General features: G+C 47.7%; 14 protein-coding genes, 2 tRNA genes and 2 pseudogenes. 11 read left to right on the forward strand and 7 right to left on the reverse strand.

Annotated features, from left to right (window positions below):
• Positions 1-15: 15 nt before the first annotated feature.
• Entirely contained in the window at positions 16-663 is a 648-nt protein-coding gene (locus M1D70_RS09565; protein ID WP_456289754.1) for a DUF4367 domain-containing protein, read from the reverse strand.
• Between the two features lie 282 nt (positions 664-945).
• On the opposite strand from M1D70_RS09565, the gene M1D70_RS09570 reads away from it, so the two are divergent.
• The 4 genes and pseudogenes from M1D70_RS09570 (at position 946) to M1D70_RS09585 (ending at position 3,094) form a co-directional block, all read left to right on the forward strand.
• Positions 946-1,016: transfer RNA gene (locus tag M1D70_RS09570), tRNA-Ile, on the forward strand.
• A gap of 180 nt (positions 1,017-1,196) precedes the next feature.
• Positions 1,197-1,906 (forward strand): annotated as a pseudogene (locus tag M1D70_RS09575) (DUF421 domain-containing protein).
• A 228-nt stretch (positions 1,907-2,134) separates the two neighbouring features.
• On the forward strand, positions 2,135-2,239 hold the full coding sequence (locus M1D70_RS09580) for a YjcZ family sporulation protein (protein ID WP_254663984.1): 105 nt from the start codon (positions 2,135-2,137) through the stop codon (positions 2,237-2,239).
• A 270-nt stretch (positions 2,240-2,509) separates the two neighbouring features.
• Entirely contained in the window at positions 2,510-3,094 is a 585-nt protein-coding gene (locus M1D70_RS09585; protein WP_009589616.1) for a hypothetical protein, read from the forward strand.
• Between the two features lie 109 nt (positions 3,095-3,203).
• Here the strand turns inward: M1D70_RS09585 and M1D70_RS09590 are convergent, their stop codons facing one another.
• The gene (locus tag M1D70_RS09590) at positions 3,204-4,814 is read right to left on the reverse strand and encodes a GMC family oxidoreductase (RefSeq protein WP_456289755.1); all 1,611 of its coding nucleotides are present in this window, start codon (positions 4,812-4,814) and stop codon (positions 3,204-3,206) included.
• Positions 4,815-5,009: 195 nt separating this feature from the next.
• Between M1D70_RS09590 and M1D70_RS09595 the strand changes: the two genes are divergently transcribed.
• Entirely contained in the window at positions 5,010-5,267 is a 258-nt protein-coding gene (locus M1D70_RS09595) for a hypothetical protein (RefSeq protein ID WP_433939071.1), read from the forward strand.
• A gap of 101 nt (positions 5,268-5,368) precedes the next feature.
• Here M1D70_RS09595 and M1D70_RS09600 read toward each other — a convergent pair whose 3' ends face one another.
• From M1D70_RS09600 to M1D70_RS09610, 3 genes are all read right to left on the reverse strand, one after another.
• Entirely contained in the window at positions 5,369-6,574 is a 1,206-nt protein-coding gene (locus M1D70_RS09600) for an MFS transporter (protein ID WP_456289756.1), read from the reverse strand.
• A 104-nt stretch (positions 6,575-6,678) separates the two neighbouring features.
• Positions 6,679-7,278: a TetR/AcrR family transcriptional regulator gene (locus tag M1D70_RS09605; protein ID WP_009589588.1), complete on the reverse strand. Its 600-nt coding sequence runs from the start codon at positions 7,276-7,278 to the stop codon at positions 6,679-6,681.
• A gap of 190 nt (positions 7,279-7,468) precedes the next feature.
• Positions 7,469-8,239, reverse strand: coding sequence for a polysaccharide deacetylase family protein (locus M1D70_RS09610; RefSeq protein ID WP_456289757.1), 771 nt, complete (start codon positions 8,237-8,239; stop codon positions 7,469-7,471).
• Positions 8,240-8,643: 404 nt separating this feature from the next.
• Between M1D70_RS09610 and M1D70_RS09615 the strand changes: the two genes are divergently transcribed.
• From M1D70_RS09615 to M1D70_RS09625, 3 genes and pseudogenes are all read left to right on the forward strand, one after another.
• Positions 8,644-8,729: transfer RNA gene (locus tag M1D70_RS09615), tRNA-Leu, on the forward strand.
• Between the two features lie 200 nt (positions 8,730-8,929).
• Positions 8,930-9,615, forward strand: a pseudogene (locus M1D70_RS09620) (uracil-DNA glycosylase).
• The gene (locus M1D70_RS09625) at positions 9,608-10,030 is read left to right on the forward strand and encodes a hypothetical protein (protein ID WP_456289758.1); all 423 of its coding nucleotides are present in this window, start codon (positions 9,608-9,610) and stop codon (positions 10,028-10,030) included. The pseudogene M1D70_RS09620 and the gene M1D70_RS09625 overlap by 8 nt, the downstream one beginning before the upstream one ends.
• Positions 10,031-10,104: 74 nt before the next feature.
• Here M1D70_RS09625 and M1D70_RS09630 read toward each other — a convergent pair whose 3' ends face one another.
• A complete protein-coding gene (locus M1D70_RS09630; protein ID WP_009589679.1) occupies positions 10,105-11,181 on the reverse strand; it encodes an AI-2E family transporter in 1,077 nt (358 codons plus the stop codon).
• A gap of 101 nt (positions 11,182-11,282) precedes the next feature.
• Positions 11,283-11,621 carry a L,D-transpeptidase gene (locus M1D70_RS09635; protein ID WP_036671045.1) on the reverse strand — a complete coding sequence of 113 codons (339 nt, stop codon included), beginning with the start codon at positions 11,619-11,621 and terminating at the stop codon, positions 11,283-11,285.
• A 183-nt stretch (positions 11,622-11,804) separates the two neighbouring features.
• On the opposite strand from M1D70_RS09635, the gene M1D70_RS09640 reads away from it, so the two are divergent.
• From M1D70_RS09640 to M1D70_RS09650, 3 genes are all read left to right on the forward strand, one after another.
• Positions 11,805-13,628, forward strand: a complete 1,824-nt coding sequence (locus M1D70_RS09640) for a sensor histidine kinase (protein ID WP_456289759.1) — start codon at positions 11,805-11,807, stop codon at positions 13,626-13,628.
• Positions 13,621-15,132 carry a response regulator transcription factor gene (locus M1D70_RS09645; protein ID WP_009589604.1) on the forward strand — a complete coding sequence of 504 codons (1,512 nt, stop codon included), beginning with the start codon at positions 13,621-13,623 and terminating at the stop codon, positions 15,130-15,132. Before M1D70_RS09640 ends, M1D70_RS09645 begins: the two co-directional genes overlap by 8 nt.
• 127 nt (positions 15,133-15,259) lie before the next feature.
• The gene (locus M1D70_RS09650) at positions 15,260-16,738 is read left to right on the forward strand and encodes an ABC transporter substrate-binding protein (protein WP_009589669.1); all 1,479 of its coding nucleotides are present in this window, start codon (positions 15,260-15,262) and stop codon (positions 16,736-16,738) included.
• Positions 16,739-16,801: the final 63 nt, after the last annotated feature.

Consider the following 16,801-nt stretch of genomic DNA (forward strand, 5'->3'; position numbering starts at 1 on the left):
TTTTTATTATGGACATTATTCACGAATTTGTTTTGCGATATCCATCAATTCTTCAAGCGAGGCCGTATTAGCTGAAATAGTAAAGAGGTGATCATCAGAGATCAAATGTACAACTTTTCTCACTTCCCCATCAACATACAATGCTTTAAGACCATTAACCTCTGTTAATTCAGAAGTCTCAGGGTAATAATCTGTCTTCAGGCTCTCAATAGCATCTGACACTCCCATATTTGCATCGACTTGATTTATACGAATCTCATCACCATCTGTGGTTGTTAATAAGGATCTAAGGTGAAGTCCATACTCCCTTTGCAACGCTTGAATATTTTGTTTAGTTAGTCCCAAGGAACTGAGTAATGCAGCAGCATTATCTTTTAAAAGCGGAATATGTATATCTGCCTCCGGTACATCAGCTAAATCGATATTTTCAGGATCCTGAACGCCAGGGCCCACTGTTGTTTCTGGCTTTATTTCAAACGTTTCTTGGTCTGGCGATGAAGTTTCAAGCACATGACTTTCCTCATTTTGCTGTGGTTCTAAAGACGACGCAACAACCGGAATAACGGTTTGTTCAGCACCAGCAGCGTAAGAATAGTATGCAAACCCTCCGCCACCAAGAACAAGCGCACAAGCTAAGGCCGTAACAGCAACTTGTTTTTTCATTTTTTGATCATCCTTTTGTTCTGTATTTTTACTCTCATATATAAAACCCCACAGAAACAAAAAGGTTGGAAATTAAAATAGCATTACTGGATTTCAATTCTTTGGAGGGTTGTAAAGAACTGTGATTTTGTATATGCTTTTTGTGAGAAAAGTAAGTCTTTCGAAAGTCACAAATTGCTAACGCAATTGCTAACAAAAACTTAAAAACACAGGAAAACATGTGCAGATCTAAACCTATATATAATGAAGAAATTAAACAGGCTATACCCCACAAAAACGTTTCCCTTAGCTCAGTTGGTTAGAGCGGTCGGCTCATAACCGACTGGTCGGGGGTTCGAGTCCCTCAGGGCCCACTTTATGAAAACCCTTGCGATGCAAGGGTTTTTTGCTGTTTACAGGACTGTTTAGACCGAACGATATGAGATTTTATGATAAGGTCGGATTGCTGCTGAAGGCATCTAAGCTTATCGGTTTATTTTTAGAAAAATTGCCCATACATAAGATATACGGTAGAAAGGAGGGTATGGGCCTTCATGCTAGAGCACATGGTTATTTTACTTCGTAGTATATCAGCATTCGTCATTTTGTTGATTATTACGCGGTTTTTGGGCAAACAAACGTTGTCTAACATGAATTTTCATGAATTTGTTACGGCCGTGATATTAGGGCAATTGCTGCGAACTTTGCTTTCAATGAAAAAATGGAAGTCATACACCTGCTAATCTCGCTTGCCGTATTTACATTTACATCATATTTTTTATCAAAGATCGTGGTGAAGAATCGTAAATTCCGCATGTGGGCTGAAGGGACGCCGAGCGTAGTTATAGAAGGTGGCAAGATCCTGGAAGAGAATCTAAGGAAAAATAAGTTAACTTTAGATACGATCAATCAGATGTTGCGGCAAAAGGATATATTTGACATCTCGGAAGTGGAGTACGGCGTATTAGAGATCAATGGAAAGATATCTGTAATGAAGAAAAAGGAATACCAGAATGTAACTTTAAAAGATATGAAAAAGGGCTTGAAAGGGAATCAGCAGTTTCCGATTGAGCTTATCATGGATGGCCAACTTTTAGAAAATAATCTAAAAATTAATGATCTGTCCCCAGAGTGGATTAAAGAAAAATTAAAAGTCCGGAACAAAGAAATTGCAGATGTTTTTTATGCAGTGAAAGGAACCTACGGTCAGCTGTACATCGATCTGTATCGGGATAAAATACAGCATCCCGTTGATGTAGAGTAATGACGCATCACATACAGCCGGAATTTATATAATAGGAGAAGCTAAAACCCTTGCGATGCAAGGGTTTTTTGCTGTTTACAAGACGGTTTGGCAGACGCCTGAAGGCACTGAAAGCATGGGTAATACCCTTAGCATTAGCACAATCTGATCATGATTGCCGAAATGTCCAGACTAAGACCGTCTATGTACATAAACTGTACCATTCCACAAAGCAAGGAGGTTAAATCGGTGAGCTGCGAAAAAGGTGGTTACAACGGATACGGTAGTCCAGTAGGAACTGTTCTGGTTTTATTCATTCTCCTGGTTATTATCTTGGGAACGTTTTGGATATAACGAAGCTCCTTAATGAAGCATTCATTCATTGATTTAATTTAATTTATCAAATTACGATACTGCACCCATGTGGTATCCCCAATTACGATAAACGGGGACGGCAACTTACCGTCCCCGTTTTTAGCATTTTTCATTGTACATAAACTGAACATTAAACAACGACACCCGTGAGAAAATTGAGTGATTGTGACTAATCTATTGTCCATATCCATTAATTCGCTGGACTCATATATATGTTAAGGATTTCGTTGATAAAAAGGAGGAAGCACAATGCACAAAAGCACAGTATCAGGAAAGGCAAAAAATACGGTCAAACAACAAAAGCCTAGAAGACATAGCGGAATCTGGGCGGGTAGCGTTGCAAAAGCAATGAGAACGATGATTGCCGCACAGAGATCATTGAATGCACAAAATCCGGTTGTTATTAGCCAACGAACTAGAAGAATAAGTACGAATCGAAATTGGGTAAATGCACTAGAAATCGAGCGAAATCCGGCATGGGTTGCGCCGCAAGCTGGTGAATCGTACGTTTGGGGAAGAAATGACCCTAACGGTCCTGCTGCCGTGGTCGCCAGAAGATTTACGATTAGAGACAATATTGAGAGAGCCAGCTTGTTCCTGTCCGTGGATAACTTTGCCATCGTTTTAATCAATGGACGGCCGGTCGTTATCGACAACCCGCAGGGCAATGTTTCATTCTTTAATCCGGGAAGAACTTTTAATATCAGACGCTTCCTTCGGAGAGGTACAAACGATATCGTGATCGCCGCTTTTAACTTCCCGTCCAATGCAAACAGAAGCGGAGATAATCCAGCTGGCGTCCTTGCCCGTATCGAGATTGAACTAGAAGATTAGTCCGGTAGTAGCTCAAAGCATCCACCGGCTGAGAAGCGGCCGGTCGAGCGCGGCAATGAGCTCCTTTCGCTATATTAGCATTCCATCATAACGGAACCGCGGGGAGTTTTCATTCTTCCCCCGATTCCGGATGTGATCGTTGCTTTTTTTTGCGTTTACTTAATTGCTTTGCGATGGTGTATCCGATAAGGTATGCAGCAGAAGAGGTGTTTCCGTCGACTGTATATGGAACTAAGGACGCATCTGCAACGATCAAATCTTGAACTCCGTGTACCTTTCCTTTACGGTTAACGACTCCTCCTTCGGATAAAGGAGCCATCCGCAGAAATCCTTGCTGATGGTGATTGTGATCGAAATTTTCCTTAATAAATTCCTCAAGCCTGTCATCGTCATCGATAATATCAAATGTAGGGGATACGAGACGATATGAAGAATCAATCTGTTCCAACTCTATGGCAATATCTTTGATATACGTTCTATAAATTCTTTTTACCGCCTCCATGTCGTCCGGATTTGAGAGAAAACCCTCATCTGCCAATACGATATTCAGCGGATCTTTGCTTTGTATGCGGATCGTCCCATTGCTCTTGGGTCGCAAGTACAGAATCGCTATTGTCAATTCTTCATCGGATCCAATGCCAACGAGTTGAACAGCCCGCTCATCCGGATCGATACCAGATGGATCTGGCAAGAAAGCTCCTCCCGTATACAGAGCGTTGGGGTCTAAGGGAGGGAGGGGACGATCTTGTGAATTGGTAGCAAATACTGCGAAATTTAACGTATGGTTTTTTAACCTTTGCCCTACGTTTGGATTGTCGAAGATGACAGGGATTCCAGCCTTTTTCAGCATTTTGGCGGGTCCGATTCCTGACAACATCAACAACTGAGGGCTGTTGATCCCCGCCGAAATAATAACCTTTTTACGGGAATATGCATAGCAGCACTTGCCATCCTTCAAATATTCAACGCCAATGGCCCGCTTGCCGGAGAAAAGAATACGGAGAACCGTTGTTCGAAACTTCACAGTTAGTTTTCTGTTATTCACTCCCCGACCTGTTGCCGTCATAATATCGCGAGACAGGAAGGCCGTGGAGGAGCTCTCCCTGCGACCATCAGGCTGTTGGTATAATTGCCAACGGGTGAACGGTCCCATGGGAGTATTCGGATCATTATAGTCAAGAATGGTCGGATAACCTGTTGCCCGCTCGATCGCAGTTGTCAGCTTGTGAGCCATCGGCGTTGGAGTTTCGGGTGCTTGCCGAATGTTAATTCTTCCTCGATACCCGTGTGCATTGATATCTGTGGTTTCTCCGTTATAATTCTCCAATGCTTTGAATCGTCGAATCGCTTTATCAGGTGACCATAGAGGTCCAAGCAGCCGTTCCCACTTTCGGAGCACGGCGGATGTCGGTCTAACATATTGTTCTCCGTTGATTGAGGAACCGCCTCCCGAGAGTCGACCTGTTGTCCATTCGAATGCGCGTTCATCAAGTTCCTCTTGGGGGATGCCTTCTCCCTGCCAAAAGTAATTCGGAAAGAAACTTTCTTCCAATTCAAGTGCAAAGGTTGAATCCTTAATCGGTTTGTCTTTGTCATGGTTTCCGCCCGATTCTAAAACAAGCACGGAGGTTCGCATGTCGTCAGTAAGTGTCTTCGCAATCACGGCCCCAGCAGGACCTGTGCCTACAACGATGTAATCATAAGTTGATTTTTTCTCCATTAAAGCACTCCTTTTGGAAATGAACTAATTCAGAATATTAATTTGCTCTGACAACTGTGCCTAATTCCGCAATATGATCATGATTCAAGTGGGGCTCAAATCCAGAGGAGCCTAAAAGATCCATCAGAGGACCCGATCAACGAGATTTGTAATCGGGAGCAACTTACGGTACATTTTAATGGAGTCGTTAGGGACATGTACTTCCAAACGCTGAGGCTGCTGGTGGGATGCAGCTCATTTTCTTACATAGGATGGGGGATCAAGGTGTCAGAGTGGGTATTGAATCAGTCCTGGGGACTGCCCGTGTTGCTTGCCTTCTTAGTGATCGTATTCGTATTCGAGTCAAGGAAAGCTTTTAAGGCATATCAAGAAAAAAGACGTTTTGAACTGGGATGGGCCCTATTGTTTGCGCTGGTGGCTTTATTGGCGATTATTGTCCTGGTGGCTTATTAATACATAACAACAACGAAACCTAAAGACCCTGCCGGAAGTTTCCGGCAGGGTCTTGTGCTGTCATTGTCTAAGACGAGAGAGTATGTTGTTTCAGCGTATGATTACCGCTCATTCGTGACAGCTTCCGTAGCAGCCCAGGCTCTGCCGGCACGCATGGCCAAGAAAAAGCAGAGGATGAGGACGATCGATGCAGAGATGTATGGGAAGTTGATGTCCAAATCAAACAGATAACCTGCGATAAGGGGCCCCGCGATGTTCCCCAGACTGGTATAAGCCGAGTTCAGGCCGGCGACGTAGCCTTGCTGATCCTTTGCCAGCTTGGACATTTGCGTGCCGATGGCAGGACGCAGGATGTCGATCGACAGGAAGACAAGGAACGTCACAAGGAAGATTAGCCAATATTTATGCACAAACAGCGTTAACAGAATGCAGATTCCCGCTGTGAGCAAGCTGAGCGTAATGACCCTTTTCTCGCCGAACCGGTTCAGGATCCAGCCGAATATCGTTGCCTGCACGACAGCGCCCGCAATGGAGCCAAACGTAATGATCATGGCGATATCTTTAGGGGTGAATCCGAATTTATGATCCACGAACAGGCCGAACACCGTTTCATAATTGGCAAGACCGAACGACAGAACAAATACGATGATCAGACTAAGGAAATACGGCTCCCTGAACGAACGGGCCAGCTGGACCGCCAGGCTCTCCTGTTTCCGTCCCAGCACGGTAGGTGCTTCTTGCTTGGCTGATGATTCCGGAAGCAGCAGCAGCGTCACCAAAGCGGCAATGCCCCCGGCTACGGCTGCAGCGTAGAAAGGAACACGAATGCCAAACTCGGCGATGAACCCCCCGATGCCGGGTCCGATAATGAAGCCTGTCGTAATCGCTGCATTAATGAATCCCATGCCCCGGGCACGTTCCTCGTTGGAAGTGACGTCAGCCGTATAGGCCATGACGGCGGGCATGATGAGGGCGGCGCCGATGCCGCCAAGCATTCTTGCCGCGAACAACAGCGTCGGCGTGCTGGCCGCTCCGAATAACCATTCCGATATGGCGAATACAATCATGCCGGAGATGATGATTTTTTTGCGGCCCATGATATCGGACAATCTCCCCGCAAGCGGAGAGAATAGCAGCTGCGTTAATGAAAAGGCGGCAACGAGCATGCCCACCGTGCTTCCGCTGATATGCAGCTCCGTCATATAGGTAGGCATAATGGGGATGACAAGCCCGATGCCGGTGAAAACTAAAAATATATTGAACATGAGGAGCAGAATGGCTCCATTGTTTCGCAATAGTAATGACATGATGATTCCTCCAAAGATAAACAACGATTTAATGATGGTGTACGGTTTTCTTTCTATACTGAACGTTCGGTTTATAATAGAGCATAAAAAAGAGAACGTGTCATTTACGATTTCTTTTCGATGCCGTGCAGGAATACTTGAATGGCCGTATGATAAAGGGCAAGCGGATTTTTTACCTTCGTAATGCGGGACATCTGGCTTAAGCCCACGATGAGGCTTTCAAAAATGAGGGAGAGCTGCTCCACGTTATGATTCTCAAACTCCCCTTGATCAATCCCTTGCTGCAGCAACTTCTGATTGAATTCCAGGTGGCTTCGGATAATCCGGACGATTCGCTGCTCTACTTCCTCGGACACGTCTCCATTGTTGTTCATGAATTCGTCCAGAGCTTTGGAGAAGGGGTGGTTCAGATCATCAAACACCAGTTGGTCGGCAATTCCGTACAATTTATCAACGGTTGTGGTGTATTGCTGCTCCTTACTGCTCCATTTCTGTTCCCACTCGAGGTCCCATTCCTCGATCAAATACAGAAACAGCCCTTCCTTGCTTTTAAAGTGATAATAGATATTCCCTTTGCTGCTGCCGGTGGCTTCGACGATTTCCTCGATCGACGTTGATTTGTATCCCTTCTGCATAAATAGCGCCTTGGCGGCTTCGGCAATGCGTCGCTTGGTATCTTCGGTTTGTTGTTGTTTTTTGTTCACGCATGCACCCCCTTATCCCCTAGGCTATCGTCAAAATTGTATATACTGAACGTTCGTTCTGTATCTTAACAAATGGGTTTAAAATATTCAAGTGAAAATTCTATCCGGCGCTCCGGGATCGAAGCCTGCCTAAAAAAATAACCGTTACCTCCAAAAGGCAGCGGTCATTGTCTTACATGCGAACGGCTTATTAATGGTTGACTTCGATGAACTTGCGTGATTTCTCATGGTAGGACATCAGCTCGGATACGGTAACAAATGAATAACCCCTTTTTTGCAGCTCCGGCAAAATCATCTTCAGGGCTTCAACCGTCTGCGTACTGCTGGGTACAAAATCGTGCATAAGTACGATGTCGCCGTTCCGGGCGTTATCCAGTACCTTTCGGACGATGCGGTTGACGCCGGGCTTTCGCCAGTCGAGGGTATCCTGGTGCCATGACCACAATACGGTCAGCATGCCCAAATCCTTGCTCGTCCTCACAATGGCTTCATTATAGCTGCCCCCGGGCGGGCGGAACAGTACGGTCTTCATGCCGGTGGCTTGATAGATCGCATCCTGCGTTTGATTCAGTTCACTTGATAACTTCGTGACGTTAATATTGTGAAAGGGCGGATGCGTATAGGAGTGGTTGCCGATTTCATGTCCTTCCTGCAGCTCCCGTGCGACGATGTCGGGATGTTTCTCCACCCGGCTGCCTACAACGAAGAAGGTGGCTTTAGCGTCATACCGCTTTAACAGATCCAGAATTTGAACGGTATTATGCTCGTCCGGGCCGTCGTCAAAAGTGAGGGCGATCACCTTGTTCTGCGTGGGCACTTCCCACACGATCTCGCCGCGCTCCTCATAATAATCTCTGCCTTTGGAGGCGGAAGGCGCGTGCTCCGCATGCACATGGCCGGGATAACCAAGAATCAGCGCAAGGGCAAGCAATGAGAAGGCTGAGCATGTTCGTTTTTTCATGTCGATGGGTTTCCTTTTCTTCTGTTGTTCTAGTCTCCGCATGTAAGCACGCGAGCTTCATTTAGGATGCACGGTAACCGAGAAATTATTCTATAGGAAGCTCCAGCTGGGAAAGCACGCGCGCCGATTGCGAAGGAGCCCCTTGATTTGCTGTCAGTACCTACAAGCAGAGCGATGGCGCTAGTTCATCGAGATGAATGCTTGGCCCGGGGTGATGCGAAAAATTATGAGTTTCATATATTGACATCATATGGTTGTACATGGTATTATCGATTTTGTCGCTAAGACGAAATGTGCACACCTAGATTTCGGGATGATCTCGCAAAATATTGCGAATTCCACGCGTACCTTCGGGCTTTTCAAGTGAACGTGAACGACGCTAGGAACATGCGCGGATACAATATGCCGGGGTGGCGGAATTGGCAGACGCACAGGACTTAAAATCCTGCGGTAGGTGACTACCGTACGGGTTCGACCCCCGTCCTCGGCATTATAACGGCGTCTGGTATGATGCAAAATAAGTCGGCCCCTGTATGGGTGCCGGCTTATTTTTTAAATCGACGCAAATTCATCAGCGGGCGTTGTTCCTGCAGACCTAAGCGGAAGATGCCGCGTCCCGATTAAAGTGATCGCATTTCTTTTATGATTCCATGCTGACCTGCGTGAGGAGAAGGGAGAGGAGACATGCGGATGTTTAACAATGATTGGGACCTTATCCTGCAGGGAGAAGTGGATAAGCCTTATTTTCAAGCTTTGTTGGAACGGGTGGAAGAAGAGTACCGGCGCAGTACGGTGTATCCTCCTAAGGAAGATATATTTCGGGCTCTGCAGCAAACATCGTACCAATCGACGAAGGTCGTTATTTTGGGGCAAGACCCTTATCACGGTCGCCGGCAGGCGCAGGGACTGAGTTTCTCCGTCTCGCCCGGGGTTGCGATTCCTCCGTCTTTACGCAATATACATAAGGAGCTTTCATCGGACTGGGGATTTCGGCCCCGAATCATGGATCCTTGCAATCATGGGCGGACCAGGGAGTTCTGCTGCTCAATGCTGTGCTGACGGTTCGCGAGGGCGAGCCGAACTCGCATAAAGGCATCGGGTGGGAGACCTTCACCGATAAGGTCATCTCGAAACTGAATGAACGTGAAAGGCCCATGGTGTTTATATTATGGGGCAGTTATGCACAGAAGAAAGGTTCCTTCATAGACCGAAGCCGTCACAAGGTGCTTGAGTCCAGTCATCCGAGCCCGTTTGCAGCGCACAAAGGATTCTTCGGCAGCCGTCCATTTTCAGCATCGAATGCTTTTTTAATGCAAGAGGGTATGGATCCGGTGAAGTGGGACATCCCGAACACGCCGGACGATGGAGATGAATAATCCGCGAGAGGTGACCTTCATGAAGCATTGGATTGGTCGTCATGTTGTCATTCAGCGTCTAGACGGGGCGAAAAGCACGGTTGAAGGTGTGCTGAAAGGGTGGGATCCCGTTCAGGAAAAAGTGGTTCTAGGCCCGGGCGAGCTTATCATTCCGTTTCGAGCCATTCATAGAATTATGCCGAGGAACTCCTATCCGGCCCTGAACTCCATCGGTTATATCGTGAGTCATACCATTCAATTCGATAATGCCGTTTATTTTGGATCCTGCGTCATGGTATGGAGGGGCAACCAGCTGGTGTCTTCCCAGGCCATCCTGACATCTCACGATGAGGATACCGTCACACTGTCGAATGGCACGATATTGCGTAAGGACGAGCATGATTTCGTGGTTCGGTCCCTGCGCGGCAATGCGTGATTCTTTTAAAATAAAGGATGTCCCACTAGCCATCGCAAAGTTGGCGGGGACATCCTTTTTGCTGTGAGGCGCCATCATGCGTCCTCTACTTTTTCGGCGAGGAACAGCTCGTAAATTCGCACCGCGATAATTTTGATGATCATGTAGGCCGGAATGGCCAGCAGGATGCCGAGCAGTCCGAAGAAGTCGCCGCCTACAAGAATGAGGACAACCGTAGTCAGTGGGTGAATATCCAGCTGTTTCCCGTAGATGACGGGCGTCAGGATATTATCTTGAATCTGCTGGGCGATGACAATGACCACGACGGACCATATCGCGATGGAGGGCGATTCGATAAATCCGATGATGACGACTGGAATGGTCGCCAGCAGCGCACCGATGTACGGAATGAAATTCAAGAAGAAGGAAATCACCGTCAAGAGCAGGGAATAGGGCAGTCCGATAATCAAAAATCCGATATAGATCATGACGCTAAGTATAAGATTCAGGATCACTTTGCCGATAATAAAATTGCTGAGTGCCGTATCGATCTCGCCCAGCACCTCCTGGCCGTCGCGGCGGTATCGTCTGGGCAGGACGCTGAGCAGTCTTGGCGGGAGCTTGCTGCCTTCCTTCAGCATGTAGTACAAAATGATCGGAATCGTAGCGATAATGACAACGACGCCGGATACAACGGAAATCAGATTATTGATGGAATTGCTGATCCAGGTGATGATGCGGTTCATGTATTCCGTCAGGGAGGTCGACAATTCGGATTCCGTTGGTATATAGCGGGACCAGAATTGATTTTGTTGAAGCTGGTCGATCTGCTCCTCCACGCCCTCAACCAGGAAGGGGGCGTTGCTGATGAAGTTTTCGATCTGTTCACGGAGCGTCGGCCATACGACGATGCCAAAGATCGCGCAGAGACCGGCAAACACGAAATACAGCATCAGGACGCCGATGGATCGTTTGATTTTGCGTCGCTCCAGGTAGTCCACGATCGGCCTGAGCAGATAATAGAAGAAGCCGGCCATGGCCACCGGAACGATCAGCATGTTGAACATGGAGACGATGGGGCGAAACAAAAAGCTGATTTCGGCTCCGAGGTAGATGATTAAGAGCAGCGCGATTATGCCAAAGCATGTCCTGAAATATTTGCTCTGCATCATGGGCAATCCCTCCATAACAACGAGTAGGTAAAATACACGGGTACCATGTAACATTTGTATTTAACCAATTTAGAGGGATTTGAAATCACCAGTTTATGTTATTAGTTTCGTATGGTGACCCTGGTATGGATGGGCACGAGGGAAGCGAGCTCCACCACGTCCTCGTTATACATCCGAATGCAGCCATGGGAAACGGAGCGTCCGATGGATGAAGGGTCATTCGTGCCATGGATGCCGTAGTGGGGTTTGGACAAACCTAACCAGTAAGCCCCGAAAGGACCGCCGGGATTCGGTTGTTTGTTGACAATGGTGTAATTGCCGGGCGGCGATTGCGTAGCCATTTTGCCGATGGCGACCGGGAACGTGCGTACCACGATGTTGCCGTCGAGCAGGTGCAGCTGAAAGTCGGACAAATCGACAATAATGCGGTATTGAGGCATGATCATCCATCTCCTTCAAGATTCATGCTATGAAACAGGGGGGAGATCGGCCCCAAAATGGTCTAAAATAGGCAAATTACACCTTCATGACTTGGTAGAAATTTCATCCGTTGAGGACGGTCGGCCGATGTTATATTTAATATGTTAAGCAGTTACAACGTTTACACCAGGAAGGGGAAGCCGATGTCTCCCGCAAGGCTATATCTAAAATATATTAAAAATAATATGTTTACCAAGATGCTGCTGTTAATCGCCCTGATTGCAGTAGTTACCATCGTCACCTTATCGTTTCTTATGTATTACTTCTTGTTTCAATCGGCCGTCCGCAGCGAGCTGGACATCCAGCGGAGTGCGGTGGAGCGGGTGGAACGACACCTGAATCAAAAATACGAGAATGCCCAGTCCTATGTGAACGACTTATACCGCAACAGCTCTTTGGGCATTGACACTTCCTATTTTCTCATGAACTCGTTCAACGAGTATATGGCCAAGCGAATGAATCGGATCGCGGGCGGGGGGCAGTCCAATTCGGACAGCGTAGTCGCTTATTTCAAGCAGAGGCTTGACGATGATCCGGATATAGAGAACATCATGCTGTACAGCGCGGAGAAGCAGTATGTCTACGTGTACAAGCAGGGCAGCATGACAAGGCTGTATCAGGCGAATGCCACGCATTCCTACATTCCCGACGTGATGGCGCTCGAAAGCCAGAGCGTCACGTTGCCGAATCTATGGATACGCAAGCTGGCCGGAGACGTGACATTGCCGTTGTTCTCGATCCGAAGCCCGATTAATGATATGACCACTTACAAAAATTTGGGACAGCTGCTTATTTTGTATCGAACGGATGCGCTGGATGCCGTGCTGAACAACAGCGACGATTCCCTGAAGGGCTCCGTTCTGGTGTTGTCGGGCGACGGCCGCGTGATGTTTGACTCCTCCGGCAAATATTACGGCGAGAAGTATCCGTATGCCGACCAGCTTCTGAATTCCAAGGAAACGGTGACCCTCGATGAGGAATCCTATATTACAACGGCAGCCCATAATCAGGCAGGCTATACGGTGGTGGGCATCACGCCCAAGCGCGAAATCGCGGAATCGTTCCATGGCTTGCAGAGCACCATTATCATTGCGGCCCTGCTATGCATCGTGATAGCGGTGTCCATCCCTTCCCTGATGATCGTCAATTACTCCAGAAGAACCGATAACATTATCCGTTTTATGCGCAAGGTCGAGAAGGGAGAGTTCGTGGCCCGGATGCAGGATACCAAGGACGATCAGCTGGGGCAAATCGCAGGCAGCTTCAATGAAATGCTGGATGAGCTTTCCCGTTACATCGATAAGGTGTATAAAGCGGAGATTAACCAGAAGAACGCGGAGCTGTCCGCGCTGCAGGCGAGAATCAACCCGCATTTTTTATACAACACGCTTGAAGTGATTCGAATGAGGGCTCTCTCGCAAGGGGCGCAGGACGTCGGCGATATGATCTACAGCTTGTCGATGCTGTTCAAGAATATCGTTCAGCATAAGTCCCACTATACGCTGAAGGATGAGCTGGAAGCGTGCAGGCTTTATCTGGAGCTGTTTCGCATTCGCTATAAGGACAAGTATATTTACAAAATGCACTGCGACGATCAAATCAAGCATGTGCCGATGATCAAAATGTCGCTGCAGCCGCTGATTGAGAATTATATCGTTCACGGCCTGCGCAGCGATCAGGACGATAACTGGCTGACCATCAACGCGACGCAGGAGGATGACGAGGTTCATATCGAGATCAAGGACAACGGGAAAGGGATCCCGCCGCAGCGGCTCGAGGAAATCAAATCCCGGCTGGATGTGGCCGAGTCGAGCGGAGAATCGTTTGGTCTGCGGAGCGTGAATGAGCGATTAAAGCTGACATATGGAAGTTCGTACGGAATGGACATCCAGAGTGAGCCGGGTAACGGAACGACGGTGACAGTGAAATTTCCGGTGACAGAGAGGAAGCTGAATAACGATGTATAAGGTATTTATCGTGGACGATGAGCCGTTCATTATAGAGGGATTGGTTGATGTCGTGGATTGGTCGAAGTATGGCATCGAGGTGGTCGGTCATGCGGAGAACGGCCGTCAGGCACTGGAGAAGATGGCGGTCGTTCCGGTCGACATTCTTATAACGGATATATCGATGCCGGTGATGACGGGGCTTGAATTGATTGAGGGCGCACGCAAATTAAACCGTAATCTGAAGGTGATTATCCTGAGCGGTTTCGACGACTTTGCCTATTTGAAGGAAGGCATGCGGCTCGGGATCGAGAATTATCTGCTCAAGCCGATCAACCTCAAGGAGCTGGAAGAAACGATTGCAAGCACAACGGATAAAATGAACAAATCCAGAAGGGAAATGAGACTGGACGAGTATGACATCAATATTTTGCGGAGCAACATCCTGTATCGCTGGATCACCGACCGGATCGAGCCGGAGGAGCTGGAGGAGCGGGCGACCCTTCTGGGATTGAATCTCAATTTGCCCTATGTTATGGCATCTATCCTGAGAGCGGACTTCACGCCGCTGGAGAACTGCCTGTATCAATTAATGGACCAGGAGCCGGGCGTTCTGTATTTCCGGGACAACGACGGCGACCATGTGGTCATCTTCATGATGAAAGACCCGGATACGGAAAAAGCGAGGGCAATCCGCCTGCTGCAGCAGGTGCGGGAGCAGTGCTATGAAGAAGAGCTGAGCATCTCGCTCGGCAGCGTGGAGAGCCTCGGCGGGAATTACAAGGACAGTTATCTCCATGCCAAGGAAGCCCAGGAATACTATCTTGTTCTGGAGCAGCCCTCCTACGTGGATTATGTTGATGTTCAGGCCAAAAAGGGAGAAGCGGCGGAATCCTATTCGGTACAGTGGCCCGAGTATGCCAAAGGCATCGCTGGAAGGGACAAGCAGGTGCTGTTCGATCTGATCGACAGCGATTTTGACCGGCTTCGCCACACCCAGGGAATGAACCCGACAACCTTGAAGAGCATCGCGGTCGAAATGGTCATTCGCCTGAAACTGGAGCTGAACGATATCCAGTATACGGCCGCCCCTGATTTCGTGAAAAATACAATTACCGATATTATGGATTCCGTATCGATCGACGATCTGATCACTGCGGTAAAGGATGGGGTCGGCGGGCTGGTCGATTCGCTCAACAATGACGTGAAGAGTCCTGTCATCCAGCAGATTCTGAATCATATCCAGCACCATTACAACGAGGATTTGTCGTTGAAGGTGCTGGGAGCTAACTATCATATCCATCCGGTCTATCTGGGTCATCTGTTCCATAAAGAGACGGGAGAAAACTTCACGGAGTACATTAACCGGTACCGGATTGAGCGGGCCAAGGAGCTGCTTCGGAACTCTTCGACAAAAGTACAGGATATCGCAAAAAATGTCGGTTATTGGGAAACCGGTTATTTCTATAAACAGTTCAAAAAATTCGTCGGCGTATCGCCGAGGGATTTTAGAGGAATGCTCTGATTGATAGAATCAGAGTTTTTTTCTTTATTTTCACCATAATACCTTTAATTTTTCGCCTATGTGAAACTGCTTTCATGGGATAACCTTATATGTGTAGAGACACAAGGATTCAAAAGGGAGGATAAACATGAGTAAATCGAAAAAGAAATGGCTCCTGCCGCTAACGCTTTTATTGTCCGCGTCCATGCTGTTGTCTGCATGCGGAGGCAATAAAGAAGAGAGTGCAGGAAACGGCGGGGGAACTGCCGAGAAACCGGTTGAGCTGATCTGGTACACCATCGGAACACCTCAAAAGGATGTTGACAAGGTTGAGGCAGAAATCAATAAATACACTGCTGAGAAGATTGGTGTAACCGTTGACATGAAAATGATCGACTTCGGGGATTACAACCAGAAGATGCAGGTTATGGCAGCTTCCGGCGAACCGATGGATATCCTGTTCACGAGCTCATGGGCGTTCGATTATGTGCAGAACGCACGTAAAGGCGCATTCATGGAATTGGACGAGCTGATCGAAAGCCACGGAAAAGGCATTAAAGAAGCAATCGATCCGGCGTTCCTGGAAGGTTCCAAGGTTGACGGACACAACTATGCGATTCCGGCCAACAAAGAACTTCCTGCTCAAGAAGCATGGCGCTTTAACAAAACATTGCTCGATAAATACAATCTCGATATTTCGAACGTAAGATCGATGGAAAGCTTGGAGCCGCTGCTGAAAACGATCAAGGAAAACGAACCGAACGTCGTTCCTTTGGCCATCAGCAAAGACTTCGGACCATTGCTTCCATTTGACTACATCATCGAAAAAATGCCAATGGCCGTATACCTGGACGACAAGGAAGAACTGAAAGTCGTGAACTTCCTCGAAATGCCGGAAACGTTGGATATGCTTAAGTTGATGAACAAGTACTACAAAGCGGGATACATCTCCCCAGAAGCTGCAACAACAACTTCGACGCAAGATCTGATGACATCCGGCAACTGGTTCACGGACCGTGCGGCTACACAGCCATTCGCGGACAACCTGTGGAGCCAAAGCTACGGCTATCCGGTCGTATCTACTCCTGCCGGCGATGCAAACATCTTTAACTGGTCGGTTATGGGTTCGATGCAAGCGATTTCCGCAAACTCGAAATACCCTGAGAAAGCAATGGAGTTCCTGAACCTGCTGAACACCGACGTATATCTTCGTAACCTGGTTGACTCCGGCATCGAAGGCGTGCACTACAAGAAGCTTAGCGAGAACGTAATGGAAAACTTGCCAGAATCGAAAAACTACGACATGCCTACCTTTGCGCTTGGCAATGTCATGCTGACTTACTTGAATCCTGAAGATCCTGAGAACAAATGGGAAGAGTTCAAGAAGTTTAACGAGTCCGGCCAGCCTGCTCCGCTTCTCGGCTTCAACTTCGATCCAACCAAAGTATCCACAGAGCTCGCTGCTGTCAACAACGTAAAAGAAGAGTTCTGGGCGCCGCTGATGACAGGTACCGTCAATCCTGAGGAGTTCCTGCCAAAAGCGAATGAAAAGCTGAAAGCTGCTGGTCTGGATAAGATCATCGCTGAAGCACAAAGCCAAATTGATGCTTGGAAAGCAAGCAAGTAATAACAATGCATGAAGCGGCCTGCCTGCCCTAAGGGGCAGCAGATGCCGCTGCAGCATGAACAA

It is taken from the genome of Paenibacillus sp. AK002, assembly GCF_053903045.1.